Genomic DNA, 16,015 nt, shown 5'->3' with positions numbered 1-16,015 from the left:
CGTTTCTATTTTTTTTACTCATAAAATGAATGAGTGTTCATTCAAAAGAATAAGGGAGGCATTGCAACGTGGCATATCAAATTAAGAAAGCGGCAGTATTAGGTTCAGGTGTAATGGGATCTGGCATTGCAGCCCATCTCGCCAATATCGGCATTCCTGTCCTTCTGCTGGACATCGTTCCAAACAAGCTGACAGAACAGGAAGAAGCAAAGGGCCTAACAGTAGAGCACCCGCAAGTCCGCAATAAGTTTGCGGCGACAGCTGTGGAGAAGCTTTTGAAGCAGAAGCCGGCGCCATTGGCTTCTAAAAAGAATTTATCACTTATTGAAGTCGGCAATTTCGAGGACGACTTGGAAAAATTGAAAGATGTTGACTGGATTATCGAAGTCATTGTCGAGAACTTGGATATTAAAAAAAGTTTGTATGAAAAAATAGATGCAGTCCGGAAACCGGGTACCATTGTCAGCTCCAATACATCGGGGATCAGCATTGAGGCGATGGCTGAAGGGCGTTCAGAAGACTTCCAAAAGCATTTCCTTGGGACGCATTTTTTCAATCCGCCGCGTTATTTGAAGTTGCTTGAAGTGATTCCGACGAAAAAGACGGATCCGGAAGTTCTCTCATTTATGTTGAATTTCGGAGAGGATCGTTTAGGGAAAGGCGTCGTTATTGCTAAAGACACGCCGAATTTCATTGCAAACCGAATTGGAACGTACGGCCTTCTTATAACGCTCCGGGAAATGGAGAAGAGGGGCTATTCAATCGGAGAAGTCGACTCGGTGACAGGAACATTGATCGGGCGTCCGAAGTCCGCAACTTTCCGTACGTTGGATGTCGTTGGGCTGGACACGTTCATGCACGTAGCGAAAAACGCGTATGACAAAACGGAAGGCGAAGAGCAAAAAGTGTTCGAACTGCCGGCTTTCATGAAGAAAATGATCGACAATGGATGGTTAGGTGCAAAATCGAAACAAGGATTCTACTTGAAGGAAGGTAGAGAGATCCTTGAACTTGACCCTGAAACATTCGAATATGGCCCGATGAAGAAATTGAAAACGCCTTCAATTGAAATGGCGAAGCAACAAAAAGGGCTTGCGAATAAAGTAAAAACGCTCGTGTACGCAAATGACCGCACAGGAGAAATCCTTTGGAGCATCCTTTCACCGACACTGCGCTATTCTGCTGAATTGACGGGTGAAATTGCGGACGATATCGTCGCAATCGACAACGCGATGAAATGGGGCTTTGGCTGGCAGCAAGGACCATTTGAAATTTGGGATGCAATCGGCGTTGCCAAATCGGTAGAGAAGATGAAAGAGGAAAATGAAGAGATCCCGGCATTCGTTCAACAAATGCTCGAGAACGGGTTCGAAACGTTCTACAAGGAAGAAGATGGCGACCTCTATTTCTATGATGGAGAAGGCTACAAGCCGGTTACTGTCAATGAAAAAGCGATCGATTTGAAGCTGTACAAGAAAAAACACGGCGTCATCAAGAAAAATTCCGGCGCTAGCCTGATCGATCTCGGGGACGGTATCGCTCTTTTGGAGTTCCATTCCCAATCAAATGCAATCGGTCTGGACATTATCCAAATGATCAACTTTGCGATTGATGAAGTTGAAAAGAATTATAAAGGCCTTGTCATCGGAAACCAAGGGAAGAACTTCTGTGTCGGTGCGAATCTCGGCATGATTCTGATGGAAGCGCAGGACGACAATATTTTTGAACTAGATTATACAATCCGTTCATTCCAAAATGCGATGATGAAAATTAAGTATTGCCGGAAGCCGGTCGTTGCGGCGCCATTCCAGATGACGCTCGGCGGAGGGGCGGAAGTGTGCTTGCCGGCTGCGCATATCCAAGCTTCGATGGAAACGTATATCGGACTGGTTGAAGTCGGTGTCGGCTTGATTCCTGGAGGGGCTGGCAACGTCAACTTGTATACGAAGCATCTGAAAGGTTTGCCGAACGGCGTGCACGTGGATTACCAATACGTTGCGAATAAAGTGTTCGAAACGATTGCGATGGCAAAAGTGTCGACATCTGCTGAAGAGGCGAAGGAGAACAACTTCCTCGACTTCGCGGACGGCATCAGCGTCAACCCGGATCACTTGATTTATGACGCGAAGCAGGCTGCATTGGCATTGTATGAGGCTGGCTATACCGCACCGAAGAAGGAGAAGATTCCGGTCACGGGAGATTCCGGGTATGCAACGTTGCTACTCGGCGCAGAAGGTATGTACCTGTCAGGCTATATTAGTGAGCACGATTTGAAAATAGCGAAAAAGCTCGCATTTGTTTTGTCAGGCGGAAAAGTGCCTTATGGAACTCTTGTCGATGAACAATACATGTTGGACCTTGAACGGGAAGCATTCTTGAGTCTAGTCCAAGAACCGAAATCACAACAGCGGATGCAGCATATGCTTCTGAAAGGGAAGCCGCTGCGTAACTGATCTGCATAGATAGCAAAAGGAGGAAGTCGAATGCGTGAAGCAGTAATTGTAGCAGGTGCAAGGACGCCGGTCGGAAAAGCGGGCCGTGGCTCTCTGGCAACTGTGCGCCCGGATGATCTGGGAGCATTGACAATTAAAGAAACTTTGAAACGGGCAAATGGATACGATGGACCAATAGATGACTTGATCATTGGATGTGCAATGCCGGAAGCGGAGCAAGGCATGAACGTCGCCCGCAATATCGGGGCGCTAGCAGGATTGCCGGATACGACGCCGGCGATTACGATCAACCGGTTCTGTTCGTCCGGCCTCCAATCGATCGCTTATGGGGCAGAGCGAATCATGCTGGGCCATTCCGAAGCGATCATAGCTGGCGGCGTTGAATCGATGAGCATGGTGCCGATGATGGGGAATACGATCAGGCCGAACTTCAAGTTGGCTGAAACGGCTCCCCAATACTATATGGGCATGGGTCACACAGCCGAGCAAGTGGCAGTGAAATACGGCGTCAGCCGGGAAGACCAAGATGCATTTGCAGTCCGTTCTCACGAAAAAGCGGCAGCAGCGATTGCCGAAGGGAAATTTGTAGATGAAATCGTCCCTGTGGAAGTCGTGAAGCGCTTTGTGGATGAAAAAGGCAAATATCAGGAAAAAACAGTTCGATTTGAAATGGATGAAGGTGTGCGAACCGGCACAACGATGGAAGTGTTGGCGAAATTACGCCCGGCATTCTCGGTGAAAGGATCCGTCACTGCCGGAAACGCATCTCAAACGTCCGATGGCGCGGCATCCGTCCTCTTGATGGACCGTGAAATCGCGGAAGGTCAAGGCTTGAAGCCAATTGCAAAATTCCGTTCGTTCGCGGTAGGGGGCGTACCCCCGGAAGTGATGGGCATCGGACCGATTGAAGCGGTTCCCAAAGCATTGAAGCTTGCAGGACTCTCAATCGAAGACATCGACCTATGGGAATTGAACGAAGCATTCGCATCCCAATCACTGCAAGTCATCCGCCACTTAGGCTTGGATATGGATAAAGTGAATGTCAACGGCGGCGCAATCGCGCTCGGCCATCCGCTCGGCGCAACAGGATCCGTCCTGACCCTAAGACTGATGAACGAACTGAAACGCCAAGGCAAGCAATTCGGCGTCGTCACCATGTGCATCGGCGGCGGAATGGGCGCAGCCGGCGTGTTTGAAATGCTGTAAGAAATGTATTTATGAGCAATTAGCAGCTTTTATGCGTATCTGCGTGTAGTTATGAGTCTTTCCGGCGGATTATGCGTAATTGGGACCGTTTATGCGGCTTTTCAGTGATTTATGCGTAACTGGCAGCGTTTATGCGTATTTGCAGGGGATTGTGAATATCTAAAGTAGTCACCAAGGATTGAAGCGAAAGGCGGCGACTCCTGGGGGAATAGCGAACGCCGTAACGTAGAACGGCGTTTGCGAGCAAAAGCGTAGCGTTGCGAGCAGGATATTGCAGGCTGCCTTAATTTCTGCAAAAGGCGCAGAAATACGGCAAATCGAACCCTTCGCTGTTCGATTGGAAAGCGTCCGCCTGCAACGGAAATCCGTTCTATAGGAAATTTTATTAACAATTTAAGGGAGGAATTACAATGACTGAAACAACAACAAAAGATTTCATCCGCGGAGGAGCATTCCTCATTGAAGACATCGAAGCTTCACGCGTATTCACACCCGAAGACTTCTCGGATGAGCAAAAAATGATCGCAAAAACGACAGAGGACTATGTGAAAAACGAAGTCCTTCCAGTCGTAGAAAACTTGGAAAACCATGAATTCGAACATTCTGTCAAACTATTAAAATCTGCAGGGGATCTTGGTCTTCTCGGTGCAGATGTACCTGAAGAGTACGACGGCCTCGGCCTTGATAAAATTTCATCTGCGTTGATTGCAGAAAAGATGTCCGTTGCAGGCGGCTTCTCCATCACTCACGGCGCACACGTCGGAATCGGAACATTGCCGATCGTCCTTTTCGGTAATGAAGAACAGAAGAAAAAATATTTGCCGAACTCCGTGTCAGGCGACAAAATTTCAGCTTATGCATTGACTGAGCCAGGCTCCGGGTCGGACGCGCTCGGCGCGAAGACGACAGCGAAGCTGAACGAAGCCGGCACTCACTATGTGTTGAACGGCGAAAAGCAATGGATCACGAACGCAGGATTCGCAGACGTATTCGTCGTCTATGCAAAAGTGGATGGCGATAAATTCACTGCATTCATCGTTGAAAGGGAATTCCCGGGCGTTTCTGTCGGAGCGGAAGAGAAGAAGATGGGCATCAAGTCGTCTTCTACACGCACACTCATTCTAGAAGATGCTCAAGTACCGGTAGAAAACCTGTTAGGTGAAATCGGCAGAGGGCATGTCATCGCATTTAACATCTTAAACATCGGACGCTATAAATTGGGTGTTGGAACAGTCGGAGGTTCCAAACGTGCTTTTGAATTGGCGGTTACGTATGCGAATCAGCGTCAACAGTTCAAAACACCGATTTCTTCATTCAACCTGACAAAAGAAAAACTTGCGACAATGGCTTCGAAGATTTATGCGACGGAAAGTTTGATCTACCGTACAGTAGGTTACTTTGAAGAGCGCAACAGCCAAATGACTCCAGAAGAGCAAAAAGACGGCAAAGCGGTTGCGGCTTCCATTGCAGAATATGCAATCGAATGCTCGATCAACAAAGTTGTCGGTTCCGAAGTGCTTGACTACGTAGTCGACGAAGCTGTTCAATTGCATGGTGGATATGGTTTCATGCAAGAGTATGAAGTGGAGCGCGCTTACCGTGATTCACGCATCAACCGTATCTTCGAAGGAACAAATGAAATCAACCGTCTGATCGTACCAGGCACATTCTTGAAAAAAGCGATGAAAGGCGAATTGCCTTTGCTTGAAAAGGCACAAAGTTTACAGGAAGAGCTGCTCATGATGATGCCTGAAGAAATCGGCGATGAAGCGCTTGACCAAGAAAAAGTACTTGTGAAAAACGCGAAGAAAATCGGCTTGCTTGCAGCTGGAATGGCCGCTCAACGTTTCGGCACAAAGCTTGAAGCAGAGCAGGAAGTTCTTGTGAACATCGCCGATATCGCAAATAACATCTTTGCGATGGAATCCGCATTGCTCCGGACAGAGAAAGCGATTGCTAAAAACGGGGAAGAGAAAGAGAAGCAAAAAATCCTTTACACGGAAATCTTCTGTCAGGAAGCGTTCGAGGCAATTGAAAAGGACGCGAAGGAGACACTTCTTGCATCTGTCGAAGGGGATAACCAACGCATGATGCTCTCTGCATTACGCAAATTGACGCGTTCAAATCCTTACAACATCATCGCGAAAAAACGCGAAGCATCCGCCAAATTGATCGACGCTGAAAAATACGTCGTTTGATTGCACGCCGCCCTGGTTTTTATCCTGGGCGGTTTCTCTGTTATACTTGGGGAAAATGGAGGTGTTGCGAAATGGCCTTGGTTTACTATGGGTATCCGAAATGCGGGACTTGCAGGAAAGCGAAAAAGTGGTTGGAAAACAATGGGTTGGAGTTCGAAGACGTCCATATCGTTGAAAACCCACCGACGAAAGAGGAACTTCAACAAATGATTAGTAATTCCGGACTGGATATTAAAAAATTCTTCAATGTGAGCGGAATGAAATACCGTGAATTGAACTTGAAGGACAAGCTTCCAGGAATGACGGATGACGAAAAAGTGGAGCTGCTAGCTACAGACGGCATGCTTATGAAACGACCGCTTGTGACAGATGGCTCGAAAGTGACGGTCGGCTTCAAAGAAGACCAGTTTACAGAAGTGTGGGGAGCTTAATATACTTTCTTGTCTTTACCATCGGAATATGTCAAAATTAATACTGAAGTGACTAAATGTATACTTATGGAGGGGTACGGGATGAACACACCTAAAGACTTACGTTATTCAGAAGAACACGAATGGGTTAAGGATGAAAGTGGAAAGTATCGTATTGGTATTACCCATTTTGCACAATCCGAACTTGGCGATATCGTTTTCGTCGAATTACCACAAGTTGGAGATGAAGTGAAGACTGGCGAGCCATTCGGAAGTGTCGAATCGGTGAAAACTGTATCTGAATTGTATGCTCCAATCAGTGGTAAAGTTGTCGAAGTGAACGAAGAATTGGAAGACAGCCCTGAGTTAGTGAACGAATCTCCGTTTGAAGGTGCTTGGATGATCGTTGTAGAAGCATCAGACGAATCGGAACTAGATGCACTTATGTCAGCTGAAGACTATGACAAAATGACTGTCGGCGAGTAAATAATAAAGTGGCGCCTGGATATTAGACTCCGGCGCTTTTTTCAATGGATAGGAAACTATAAATTCTAGATTTGTGGGTAAACTTCTAAGGTTATGACTACGTCTGTTAAGGAGGCGTCGTGCAAATGGAGATTCGAAAAGTATTAATCGTCGAAGGTGGGTCGGACCGGAAAAGGCTGCAAAAGGTGCTTGCGGAACCGGTTGAGATCATTTGCACGAATGGGACAGTCAGTCCGTACCGCATCGAAGAGATGCTTATGCCTTATGAGGATTGTGAGCTGTTCGTTTTTCTGGATGCCGATGAATCCGGAGAGAAGATCCGGTCTTTATTCAAGAGGGATTATCCTGAAGCCATCCATCTCTATACGGAACGGGCATACCGCCAAGTTGAAACGACTCCATACCGTGTGCTTGCGGCCGTCCTCCTCTCCGAAAATTTTGATGTGCGTCCCGAATTTTTACTTTGAAGGTGATGAATAGTGGCCAATATCGAAAACTGGACACGTGAACAGTGGGAAATGAGCAAAACTGATGCTCATCAATCGATATTTTATTTATATACGCCGTTGTGCGGAACTTGTGCAGTTGCTTCTAAAATGGTGGAAGTCATTGCTGCCATGAAGCCAGATCTGCCTATCGGGAAGGCTGACTTGAATTATGTAGAAGATCTCGCTGTCGATTATGAAATCGAAAGCGTCCCTTGTTTATTAATTCAGAAGGATGGAGAAGTGATTCATAAAGTTTACGCATTTCACTCCATTCCGCACCTTCTTGAGAAAATAGGTTGACATACTTCAGATATTCATGATATAAGTATATCTATTAACATTAGCTGAATATGTCGCTCTTATAGAGAGAGGTGGAGGGAAGTGCCCTATGAAGCCCGGCAACCGTCACGTAAGTGAAATGGTGCCAAGTCACACAAAGCGTTTGCTTTGAGAGATGAGAGATCGGATTGACGTTTATTTGGATATAACGTTTTAGCCTTTCTGCTTGTCTGCAGAAAGGCTTTTATTTTGGACAAGATAGTGTAGAGGTGATAATGATGATCCAATTGAAAGACGTCAAAAAAAGTTTTGGTGCGACGAATGATGAAATACTTGCGGTAGATGGTGTTTCCCTTACGATTGAGGAGGGAGAAATCTTTGGTATCATCGGCTATAGTGGTGCCGGAAAAAGTACATTGATCCGCCTTTTGAATGGTCTTGAAACACCAACAACTGGAACAATTAAAATTGGTAACCGTGAAATATCGGCGTTTACAGGCAAAGAGCTACGGGTAGCCCGTCAAAAAATCAGCATGATCTTCCAACATTTCAACTTGCTCTGGTCCCGTACCGTTAAGCAGAATATTGCTTTTCCACTTGAAATCGCGGGTGTGAAGAAAGCGGAGCGTGAAAGGAAAGTAGCGGAACTGATAGAGCTCGTAGGTCTGAGCGGAAGGGAGAATGCCTATCCATCAGAGCTGTCCGGCGGTCAAAAGCAACGTGTCGGAATTGCTAGGGCGTTAGCGAACGATCCTGAAGTTCTGCTATGCGACGAAGCGACATCAGCGCTAGACCCGGAAACGACAGACGCAATTCTCGATCTGTTGACGAATATCAATGAACGACTAGGTTTGACAATCGTACTGATTACACATGAAATGCATGTCATCCGGAAGATCTGCCATCGTGTGGCAGTCATGGAGGCTGGGAAAGTTGTAGAACTCGGTCCTGTGCTTGATGTGTTTCAATCGCCGCAAGCCCCGATTACGAAGCGGTTCGTATCCCAAGTGACGGAACCGGAAGGAACCGAAGAGGTGCTTGCCCACATACCAGGAGGCACGCTCATCAAACTTGTCTTTGTTGGGGAAAGGACAGAGCACCCCGTTCTGGCGAGCTTGATCCGTAAATTCGATATAGATGTGAATATCGTGCAAGGGAATATTTCCCACACGAAAGGCGGCGCATATGGTTCGCTCATATTACAGCTTCTCGGCAATGAAAATGATATTGATATGGCGATTGCCTATCTTCATGAACTTGGTGTACAGACAGAGGTGATCGGCAATGATTGAAAATTTATTTCCCCATGTAGATTGGGAAAAGATGTGGGTAGCTACTATTGAAACTTTATATATGACCGGGCTTTCTACTTTATATACATTCATTTTCGGGCTCGTTCTCGGAGTTCTCCTATTCTTATCGAGTCCCGGCCAACTTTGGACAAATAAACTGATATATGGTGTGACGGGAGCATTCGTCAATATATTCCGTTCTATTCCCTTCATAATATTAATCATTCTATTAATCCCGTTCACAACGTTGATCGTTGGAACGATCCGTGGTCCGGAAGCTGCCATCCCGGCTCTTGTCATCGGGGCTGCACCGTTTTACGCGCGGATGGTTATGATTGGCTTGCGTGAAATCGATAGAGGCGTCATCGAGGCGGCAAGATCGATGGGTGCCAAAACAAGTACGATCATCTTCAAGGTGTTATTGCCCGAATCGATGCCCGCCCTCATTTCTGGTATTACGGTAACGGCAATTGCGCTCGTAGGCTATACTGCAATGGCAGGTGTAATTGGTGCTGGTGGGCTCGGGAACCTTGCGTATTACGAAGGATTCCAGAGAAGTCGAACCGATGTCATGATTGTCGCAACGGTCATTATCTTAATCATTGTATTTGCTATACAGATTATCGGAGATTTCGCAGTGAAGAAATTGGACAAACGTTAATTTACAGGGTTGCAGAGTCTCCTGTTAATTATAAAAATCAGCTATGAATGGAGAGAGGGTTTATGAAAAAGGTATTATCGGCATTATTGTTGGCAGTTCTTGTGCTTGCATTGGCAGCATGCGGAACGAAAGATAAGGAAGATGGGGCGACAGGCAGCAAGAATGCTTCTGGTGAACAGACGAAACTCGTAGTCGGTGCTTCCAATACACCACATGCCGTCATTTTGGAAAAAGTGAAGCCGTTGTTGCAGGAAAAAGGCATCGACTTGGAAATCGAAACATACCAGGACTATATATTACCGAACAAAGACTTAGAATCAGGTCTATTGGATGCGAACTATTTCCAGACCATCCCTTACTTGGAAAGTCAAATGGCTGATTTCGGCTACGACTTTGTCAATGCGGGAGGAATCCATATCGAACCGATGGGTGTTTATTCGAAGAAATATAAATCATTAGATGAATTGCCTGACGGTGCAACGGTCCTTATGAGCAACTCGGTTTCGGATCATGGTCGTGTTCTTGAAATGCTTGAAGAAAATGGCTTGATCACACTTGCTGAGGGTGTTGATAAAGTGAAAGCGGAACTCTCAGATATTGTGGACAATCCGAAAAACCTACAGTTTGAGCCGGATTACGAAGCAGCATTACTTCCAACTCTTTACAATAATAATGAAGGCGATGCTGTTTTGATCAACTCTAACTATGCAATCGATGCGGGCTTGAACCCACTTGAAGATTCAATCGCCATTGAAAAAACGGATTCACCTTACGTAAACGTCATTACGGTTCGTTCTGGGGATGAAAACAGCGATGCAATCAAAGCGCTTGTAGAAGTGTTGACATCCGAAGAGATCCAAGATTTCATATTGAATGAATGGAATGGCTCTGTCGTTCCTGTTAAATAATCAAGAGTAAGTTACGCCGTCTGCTTCCGTTTTATCGGAGGCAGGCGGTTTTTGTTATCCTGATAAAGTATAAAAATTCATAAAGGTGTTCCCATTTTTTCTTCACTATGGTAAGGTGGTTTTATTGTTTTAGTAAACATTTGTACATTTGAGGAGGACATTTTATGAAGAGGAAGTTAGGCCTCATATGGCGAATCATTATCGCTATAGGGCTTGCGGTGGGCATCGGTTTGTTGCTCCCAGAAATACATGAAGGTTTTGCACACTGGTTCACCAGATTATTCGCGACGTTCAACATGATTTTCGGCGGATTTTTGAACTTTGTAGTACCGTTTATTATTATTGCATTCATAGCACCTGGAATAGCGAAACTTGGTAGCGGTTCTGGAAAATTGTTAGGATTGGCTACTGTGCTTGCATATGCTTCTACGATTGCAGCAGGAATCTTGGCATATTTTGCTGCAACGACGATTTTGCCTAATTTCATAGGCGGCATCGGCTCTGAATCTGTTGAAAACGCAGGGAAGTCCCCGGCGGTAACATTTTTTGAACTCGAAATGACACCGGTGATGGGCGTCATGTCGGCATTACTGCTCGCTTTCATTTTCGGTATCGGAATGGCATCCATCAACAGTAAAACGATGCTATCATTCTTTGAAGAGTTGAATACCCTAATCGAAAAAGTTATTTCGTTCGTCATCATTCCGTTATTACCTTTCCATATTTTCGGCATATTCCTTAATATGACATATAGCGGGCAAGTGGCGAAAGTGTTGTCGGTCTTCTCACTCGTATTCGTCATGGTCATCGCGCTCCATATCGTCATGTTGGTCGTTCAATATACGGTTGCAGGAACGCTTTCTAAGAAGAATCCATTCTACTTAATGAAAACGATGGCACCTGCCTATATGACAGCAATCGGGACGCAATCATCGGCCGCTACGATTCCAGTGACGTTAAGACAAGCGAAGAAGACAGGAGCCTCTGAGAAAGTAACAGATTTCACGGTTCCGTTATTCGCAACGATCCACCTGTCCGGCAGTACGATCACTCTCGTATCCTGCTCAATCGGAGTCCTGCTCATGAACGGCATGTCGTTCAGCTTCTCAAGCTATCTGCCTTTCATCCTCATGCTAGGCGTAACAATGATTGCAGCGCCCGGAGTCCCAGGAGGAGCCGTAATGGCAGCAGTCGGCCTGCTCGGCACAATGCTAGGATTCGATGAATCAATGGTCGCATTGATGATCGCGCTCTACATGGCACAAGACAGCTTCGGCACCGCCACCAACGTAACCGGCGACGGAGCACTAGCCATGATCGTAGACCGCCTAACTCCAAAAGTAAAAGGCGTAGAAGCAGAGTAATAATAAAAATTAAAAAGTAGAAGTGGGAAGTAATTATTCCTATCTTCTACTTTTTTAGTTGTATTTGAATTAAGAGGAACTTGCTAAGGATTGAAGCGAAAGGCGGCGACTCCTGTGGGAAAGCGAGACAGCCGAGACCCAGCAGGAGCGTAGCGACGATGCGGCTCGGCGCTCGCCCACGGAAAGCGTCCGCCTGCAGTGGAAATCCGGGTTCTATTAATGATAGCTAGTTGGAAATGAAAAACTAAATTCATTGATTCTCAATAAGCGCCGGATAATTGAAAATGGCCTACCTTGCAAATAAAATAGCAAAACGTTGAAATAATCGTATTTTCCCCATAAAACGATAATAATTCTTAATGATTTGCAACAACGTGCAGAATGAGCTAAAATTAGAATGATACTAAATAGAGAATGGTTTACCCCGTTCATCTTTATCATATTGGAGGTATTGGAATGGCAACTTTGGAAATCAAAGACCTTCACGTCGAAATTGAAGGTAAGGAAATATTGAAAGGCGTCAACCTAACAATCAATACAGGTGAGATCCATGCGATCATGGGACCTAACGGAACCGGTAAATCGACACTTGCATCTGCAATCATGGGCCACCCTAAATATGAGGTCACTTCCGGGTCTGTCTTGCTTGATGGCGAAGATGTCCTTGAAATGGAAGTGGATGAGCGCGCGAAGGCGGGACTTTTCCTTGCGATGCAATACCCGAGTGAAATTAACGGAGTAACGAACGCGGACTTCATGCGCTCTGCAATCAATGCGCGCCGTGAAGAAGGCGATGAAATATCCCTTATGAAATTCATCCGTGAATTGGACAGCAAAATGGACGTCCTTGAAATGGATCAAGATATGGCAACACGTTATCTAAACGAAGGGTTCTCAGGCGGAGAGAAAAAGCGCAACGAAATCCTTCAATTGATGATGCTCAAGCCGAAATTTGCGGTACTTGACGAAATCGACTCCGGACTCGACATCGATGCTTTGAAAGTCGTTTCCAACGGAATCAACGAAATGCGCGGAGAAGGATTCGGATGCCTGATCATCACTCACTACCAACGCCTCCTCAACTACATCACGCCTGACTTTGTCCACGTTATGATGCAAGGCAGAGTTGTGAAATCCGGCGGAGCGGAGCTTGCGAAACAGCTTGAAGCGAGCGGTTATGACTGGATTAAAGAAGAATTAGGAATCGAAGACGAAACAGTTGGACAAGAAGCTTAAGAAAGGGGACGATTCAAAATGACGGTTGAAACAACAATGGCATTGACCGAACAGGACGTCCGCTCTTTTTCCGCAAACATGAATGAAGCCGATTGGATGGCAGAATTCCGCGCAGATGCGTTAGCGAAAGTGGAACAGCTTCCGATGCCAACACCAGATAAAACAAAAATCGACAAGTGGAACTTTGTAGATTTCCCTGTACATGCAGTGGAAAGCTCTACATACGCCACACTTGCAGATTTGCCTGCCGAAGCGAAAGAATTGGTCGGCGCAGATCAACAGAACGTTTATGTACAACATAATAATACACCAGCATTCCTTTCCCTTTCAGAGGAATTGAAAGCGCAAGGCGTCATCTTGACGGATATCTTCACTGCTTCACGCGAACATGCCGATCTATTGAAAAAGTACTTCATGACGGATGGCGTGAAAGTGGATGAACATAAACTTACAGCGCTGCACGCAGCACTTATGAATGGTGGCGTATTCGTCTATGTGCCGAAAAATGTCGAAGTAAAAGAACCACTTCAAGTTCTATTTTTACACGATGACGCACAAGCATCCCTCTTCAACCATGTCATCGTCGTAGCTGAAGCGAACAGCTCCTTGACATACGTGGAGAACTATCTGTCCACAGTCGAAGAGGCTGCAGGACAGGCAAATATCATTGCAGAAGTTTTCGCAGGCGATAACGCGAAAATCATCTATGGTGCAGTGGACGTCCTTGCTAAAGGATTCACGACTTACGTCAACCGCCGAGGAGTTGCTGGAGTGAACAGCCGAATCGAATGGGCGTTAGGGTTGATGAACGACAGCGATACGATCTCTGAAAACATTACGCACCTCGTCGGAAACGGCTCTTCAAGTGATATGAAGACTGTCGTTGTCGGCCGAGGAAGCCAAAGGCAGAACTTCACATCTGAAATCGTCCATTGGGGACTTGATACAGATGCATTCATCCTGAAGCACGGCGTAATGAAGGAGTCCGCTTCTTCCATCTTTAACGGCATCGGCAGAATTGCCAAAGGTGCTACTAGATCGAACGCGGTCCAAGAGTCACGCATTTTGATGCTAAGTGAAAAAGCCCGCGGAGATGCGAACCCGATCCTATTGATCGATGAAGATGATGTTACTGCCGGTCACGCTGCATCCGTAGGCCGTGTAGATCCGCTTCAATTGTTCTACTTGATGAGCCGTGGAATTTCGCAACAGGAAGCAGAACGCCTTGTCATCCATGGTTTCCTTGCACCTGTAGTAAGCAAATTGCCAATCGAAGGTGTCAAGAAGCAATTGACGGAGGTTATCGAAAGGAAAGTGCGCTAATGCTCAGCAAAGACATCCGCAAACATTTCCCGATACTTGACCAGGAGATCAACGGGCATCCGCTCGTATATTTAGACAGTGCCGCGACTTCCCAAAAGCCGCGGCAAGTCATTGAGGCAATCAGTGACTACTACTTGCACGACAACGCGAACGTCCACCGTGGCGTCCATACATTAGGCAATCGAGCTACGGATCATTATGAAGGGGCGCGTGAAAAAGTCCGCAAGTTCATCAATGCGAAATCCACAGAGGAAATCATCTTTAATCGTGGAACGACGACAGCCCTCAATATGGTAGCCCAAAGCTATGGCCGCGCGAATGTCGGCGAAGGCGATGAAATCGTCATCACCCATATGGAACACCATGCCAATATTATTCCGTGGCAGCAATTGGCAAAGGAAAAAGGTGCAATCCTGAAGTATGTCGTTTTGGAAGAGGATGGCACTCTGTCCCTTGATAAAGTTCGTCAAACAGTCACCGATCGTACGAAAATCGTTTCGATGATGTACGTGTCCAACGTACTCGGCACGATGAACCCTATTAAGGAAGTTACAGAGATTGCGCATGCCCATGGCGCAGTGATGGTCGTCGATGGTGCGCAGGCTGCGCCTCACATGAAACTAGATGTCCAGAACCTGGATTGCGATTTTCTCGCTTTTTCAGGCCATAAGATGTGTGGCCCTACGGGGATTGGTGTCCTTTATGGGAAGAAAGAGTTGTTGAATGAAATGGAGCCGGTTGAATTCGGTGGTGAAATGATCGATTTCGTAGGTCTTTACGAATCTACATGGAAAGAGCTTCCGTGGAAATTCGAAGGAGGAACGCCGATCATTGCAGGCGCCATCGGATTGGGCGCTGCCATCGATTTCTTGGAAGAGATCGGCTTAGATCAAATCGAACGGCATGAACACGAGCTTGCAGGTTATGCTATGGAGAAAATGTCCACGATTGACGGTTTGACGATTTATGGACCTCTTGATCCTGAAAAGCGTGCCGGCATCGTGACGTTCAATTTGGATAATGTCCATCCACATGATCTTGCCACGGTACTAGATATGAACGGAATCGCAGTGCGGGCAGGTCATCATTGTGCGCAGCCGCTTATGAAATGGCTAGAATGTTCAGCGACAGCCCGTGCAAGCTTCTATCTGTACAACACGGAAGAAGATGTTGACCGTCTCGTAGAAGGACTCCGTATTGCAAAGGAGTATTTCCAATAATGCCAACAAATAATTTAGACCAGCTATATCGTTCAGTCATCATGGATCATTATAAAAATCCACGGAACAAAGGTGTACTGGAAGAGAACAATGTCACAATCGACATGAATAATCCGACATGCGGAGATGTCATCCATTTGACACTTAAAGTGGAGGATGGCATCGTACGGGATGCCAAGTTCGAAGGAGAAGGCTGCTCGATCTCCATGGCCTCCGCATCGATGATGACACAAATTATCAAAAACAAAGACGTGGACACGGCAGTGAAGTATGCCCATTTGTTTTCTGACATGATGCTCGGAAAAGAAATCGATGATTCCATTGATTTCGGTGATATTGAAGCCCTATCCGGCGTTGCCAAATTCCCTGCGCGCATCAAATGTGCAACGCTCGCATGGAAGGCGATGGAAAAGGGAATCGGGCAAGATTCCGAGCAATAAACAAAACAGTTCCCGGCGAAAAGTTGTATAGCCGGGCAACTGGGGCAAGGT

15 protein-coding genes and 1 riboswitch are annotated in these 16,015 nt (G+C 46.3%); all 15 genes read left to right on the top strand.

What is annotated here, in order from left to right:
- Window positions 1–68: 68 nt before the first annotated feature.
- The 15 genes from NIT04_RS12805 (at window position 69) to sufU (ending at window position 15,964) form a co-directional block, all read left to right on the top strand.
- The gene (locus NIT04_RS12805; RefSeq protein WP_252503962.1) at window positions 69–2,453 is read left to right on the top strand and encodes a 3-hydroxyacyl-CoA dehydrogenase/enoyl-CoA hydratase family protein; all 2,385 of its coding nucleotides are present in this window, start codon (window positions 69–71) and stop codon (window positions 2,451–2,453) included.
- 30 nt (window positions 2,454–2,483) lie between these two features.
- Entirely contained in the window at window positions 2,484–3,659 is a 1,176-nt protein-coding gene (locus tag NIT04_RS12800; protein ID WP_252503961.1) for an acetyl-CoA C-acetyltransferase, read from the top strand.
- A 410-nt stretch (window positions 3,660–4,069) separates the two neighbouring features.
- Window positions 4,070–5,857: an acyl-CoA dehydrogenase family protein gene (locus NIT04_RS12795; RefSeq protein WP_252503960.1), complete on the top strand. Its 1,788-nt coding sequence runs from the start codon at window positions 4,070–4,072 to the stop codon at window positions 5,855–5,857.
- Window positions 5,858–5,928: 71 nt separating this feature from the next.
- Window positions 5,929–6,288 carry an arsenate reductase family protein gene (locus tag NIT04_RS12790; protein WP_252503959.1) on the top strand — a complete coding sequence of 120 codons (360 nt, stop codon included), beginning with the start codon at window positions 5,929–5,931 and terminating at the stop codon, window positions 6,286–6,288.
- 81 nt (window positions 6,289–6,369) lie between these two features.
- Complete coding sequence (gcvH, locus tag NIT04_RS12785) at window positions 6,370–6,753, top strand: glycine cleavage system protein GcvH (RefSeq protein ID WP_252503958.1); 384 nt, start codon at window positions 6,370–6,372, stop codon at window positions 6,751–6,753.
- Window positions 6,754–6,878: 125 nt separating this feature from the next.
- Window positions 6,879–7,220 carry a toprim domain-containing protein gene (locus tag NIT04_RS12780; protein ID WP_252503957.1) on the top strand — a complete coding sequence of 114 codons (342 nt, stop codon included), beginning with the start codon at window positions 6,879–6,881 and terminating at the stop codon, window positions 7,218–7,220.
- 12 nt (window positions 7,221–7,232) lie between these two features.
- The gene (locus NIT04_RS12775; RefSeq protein WP_371922543.1) at window positions 7,233–7,541 is read left to right on the top strand and encodes a thioredoxin family protein; all 309 of its coding nucleotides are present in this window, start codon (window positions 7,233–7,235) and stop codon (window positions 7,539–7,541) included.
- 56 nt (window positions 7,542–7,597) lie between these two features.
- A riboswitch (SAM riboswitch) is annotated at window positions 7,598–7,702 on the top strand.
- Between the two features lie 96 nt (window positions 7,703–7,798).
- Window positions 7,799–8,812 carry a methionine ABC transporter ATP-binding protein gene (locus tag NIT04_RS12770; RefSeq protein WP_252503956.1) on the top strand — a complete coding sequence of 338 codons (1,014 nt, stop codon included), beginning with the start codon at window positions 7,799–7,801 and terminating at the stop codon, window positions 8,810–8,812.
- The gene (locus NIT04_RS12765; protein ID WP_252503955.1) at window positions 8,805–9,473 is read left to right on the top strand and encodes a methionine ABC transporter permease; all 669 of its coding nucleotides are present in this window, start codon (window positions 8,805–8,807) and stop codon (window positions 9,471–9,473) included. Before NIT04_RS12770 ends, NIT04_RS12765 begins: the two co-directional genes overlap by 8 nt.
- A gap of 62 nt (window positions 9,474–9,535) precedes the next feature.
- Window positions 9,536–10,381 (top strand): MetQ/NlpA family ABC transporter substrate-binding protein, encoded by an 846-nt coding sequence (locus NIT04_RS12760; protein ID WP_252503954.1) that lies wholly within the window; start codon window positions 9,536–9,538, stop codon window positions 10,379–10,381.
- 164 nt (window positions 10,382–10,545) lie between these two features.
- Window positions 10,546–11,745: a dicarboxylate/amino acid:cation symporter gene (locus NIT04_RS12755; RefSeq protein WP_252503953.1), complete on the top strand. Its 1,200-nt coding sequence runs from the start codon at window positions 10,546–10,548 to the stop codon at window positions 11,743–11,745.
- A gap of 456 nt (window positions 11,746–12,201) precedes the next feature.
- The gene (gene sufC / locus NIT04_RS12750) at window positions 12,202–12,981 is read left to right on the top strand and encodes a Fe-S cluster assembly ATPase SufC (RefSeq protein WP_252503952.1); all 780 of its coding nucleotides are present in this window, start codon (window positions 12,202–12,204) and stop codon (window positions 12,979–12,981) included.
- 18 nt (window positions 12,982–12,999) lie between these two features.
- Complete coding sequence (sufD, locus tag NIT04_RS12745; protein WP_252503951.1) at window positions 13,000–14,304, top strand: Fe-S cluster assembly protein SufD; 1,305 nt, start codon at window positions 13,000–13,002, stop codon at window positions 14,302–14,304.
- A complete protein-coding gene (locus NIT04_RS12740) occupies window positions 14,304–15,524 on the top strand; it encodes a cysteine desulfurase (protein ID WP_252503950.1) in 1,221 nt (406 codons plus the stop codon). Before sufD ends, NIT04_RS12740 begins: the two co-directional genes overlap by 1 nt.
- Window positions 15,524–15,964 (top strand): Fe-S cluster assembly sulfur transfer protein SufU, encoded by a 441-nt coding sequence (gene sufU, locus NIT04_RS12735; RefSeq protein WP_252503949.1) that lies wholly within the window; start codon window positions 15,524–15,526, stop codon window positions 15,962–15,964. The genes NIT04_RS12740 and sufU overlap by 1 nt, the downstream gene beginning before the upstream one ends.
- The last annotated feature ends 51 nt before the right edge of the window (window positions 15,965–16,015 follow it).

The sequence above is a fragment of the Sporosarcina sp. Marseille-Q4943 genome, assembly GCF_943736995.1.
Taxonomy (GTDB): domain Bacteria; phylum Bacillota; class Bacilli; order Bacillales_A; family Planococcaceae; genus Sporosarcina.
This window is presented reverse-complemented; position numbering and strand designations above follow the sequence as displayed.

Excerpts from the sequence above, each read along its gene's own strand:
- NIT04_RS12800 (WP_252503961.1), top strand. The coding sequence starts at position 2,484 with ATGCGTGAAGCAGTAATTGTAGCAGGTGCAAGGACGCCGGTCGGAAAA.
- NIT04_RS12795 (WP_252503960.1), top strand. The coding sequence starts at position 4,070 with ATGACTGAAACAACAACAAAAGATTTCATCCGCGGAGGAGCATTCCTC.
- NIT04_RS12790 (WP_252503959.1), top strand. The coding sequence starts at position 5,929 with ATGGCCTTGGTTTACTATGGGTATCCGAAATGCGGGACTTGCAGGAAA.
- gcvH (WP_252503958.1), top strand. The coding sequence starts at position 6,370 with ATGAACACACCTAAAGACTTACGTTATTCAGAAGAACACGAATGGGTT.
- NIT04_RS12780 (WP_252503957.1), top strand. The coding sequence starts at position 6,879 with ATGGAGATTCGAAAAGTATTAATCGTCGAAGGTGGGTCGGACCGGAAA.
- NIT04_RS12770 (WP_252503956.1), top strand. The coding sequence starts at position 7,799 with ATGATCCAATTGAAAGACGTCAAAAAAAGTTTTGGTGCGACGAATGAT.
- NIT04_RS12765 (WP_252503955.1), top strand. The coding sequence starts at position 8,805 with ATGATTGAAAATTTATTTCCCCATGTAGATTGGGAAAAGATGTGGGTA.
- NIT04_RS12760 (WP_252503954.1), top strand. The coding sequence starts at position 9,536 with ATGAAAAAGGTATTATCGGCATTATTGTTGGCAGTTCTTGTGCTTGCA.
- NIT04_RS12755 (WP_252503953.1), top strand. The coding sequence starts at position 10,546 with ATGAAGAGGAAGTTAGGCCTCATATGGCGAATCATTATCGCTATAGGG.
- sufC (WP_252503952.1), top strand. The coding sequence starts at position 12,202 with ATGGCAACTTTGGAAATCAAAGACCTTCACGTCGAAATTGAAGGTAAG.
- sufD (WP_252503951.1), top strand. The coding sequence starts at position 13,000 with ATGACGGTTGAAACAACAATGGCATTGACCGAACAGGACGTCCGCTCT.
- NIT04_RS12740 (WP_252503950.1), top strand. The coding sequence starts at position 14,304 with ATGCTCAGCAAAGACATCCGCAAACATTTCCCGATACTTGACCAGGAG.
- sufU (WP_252503949.1), top strand. The coding sequence starts at position 15,524 with ATGCCAACAAATAATTTAGACCAGCTATATCGTTCAGTCATCATGGAT.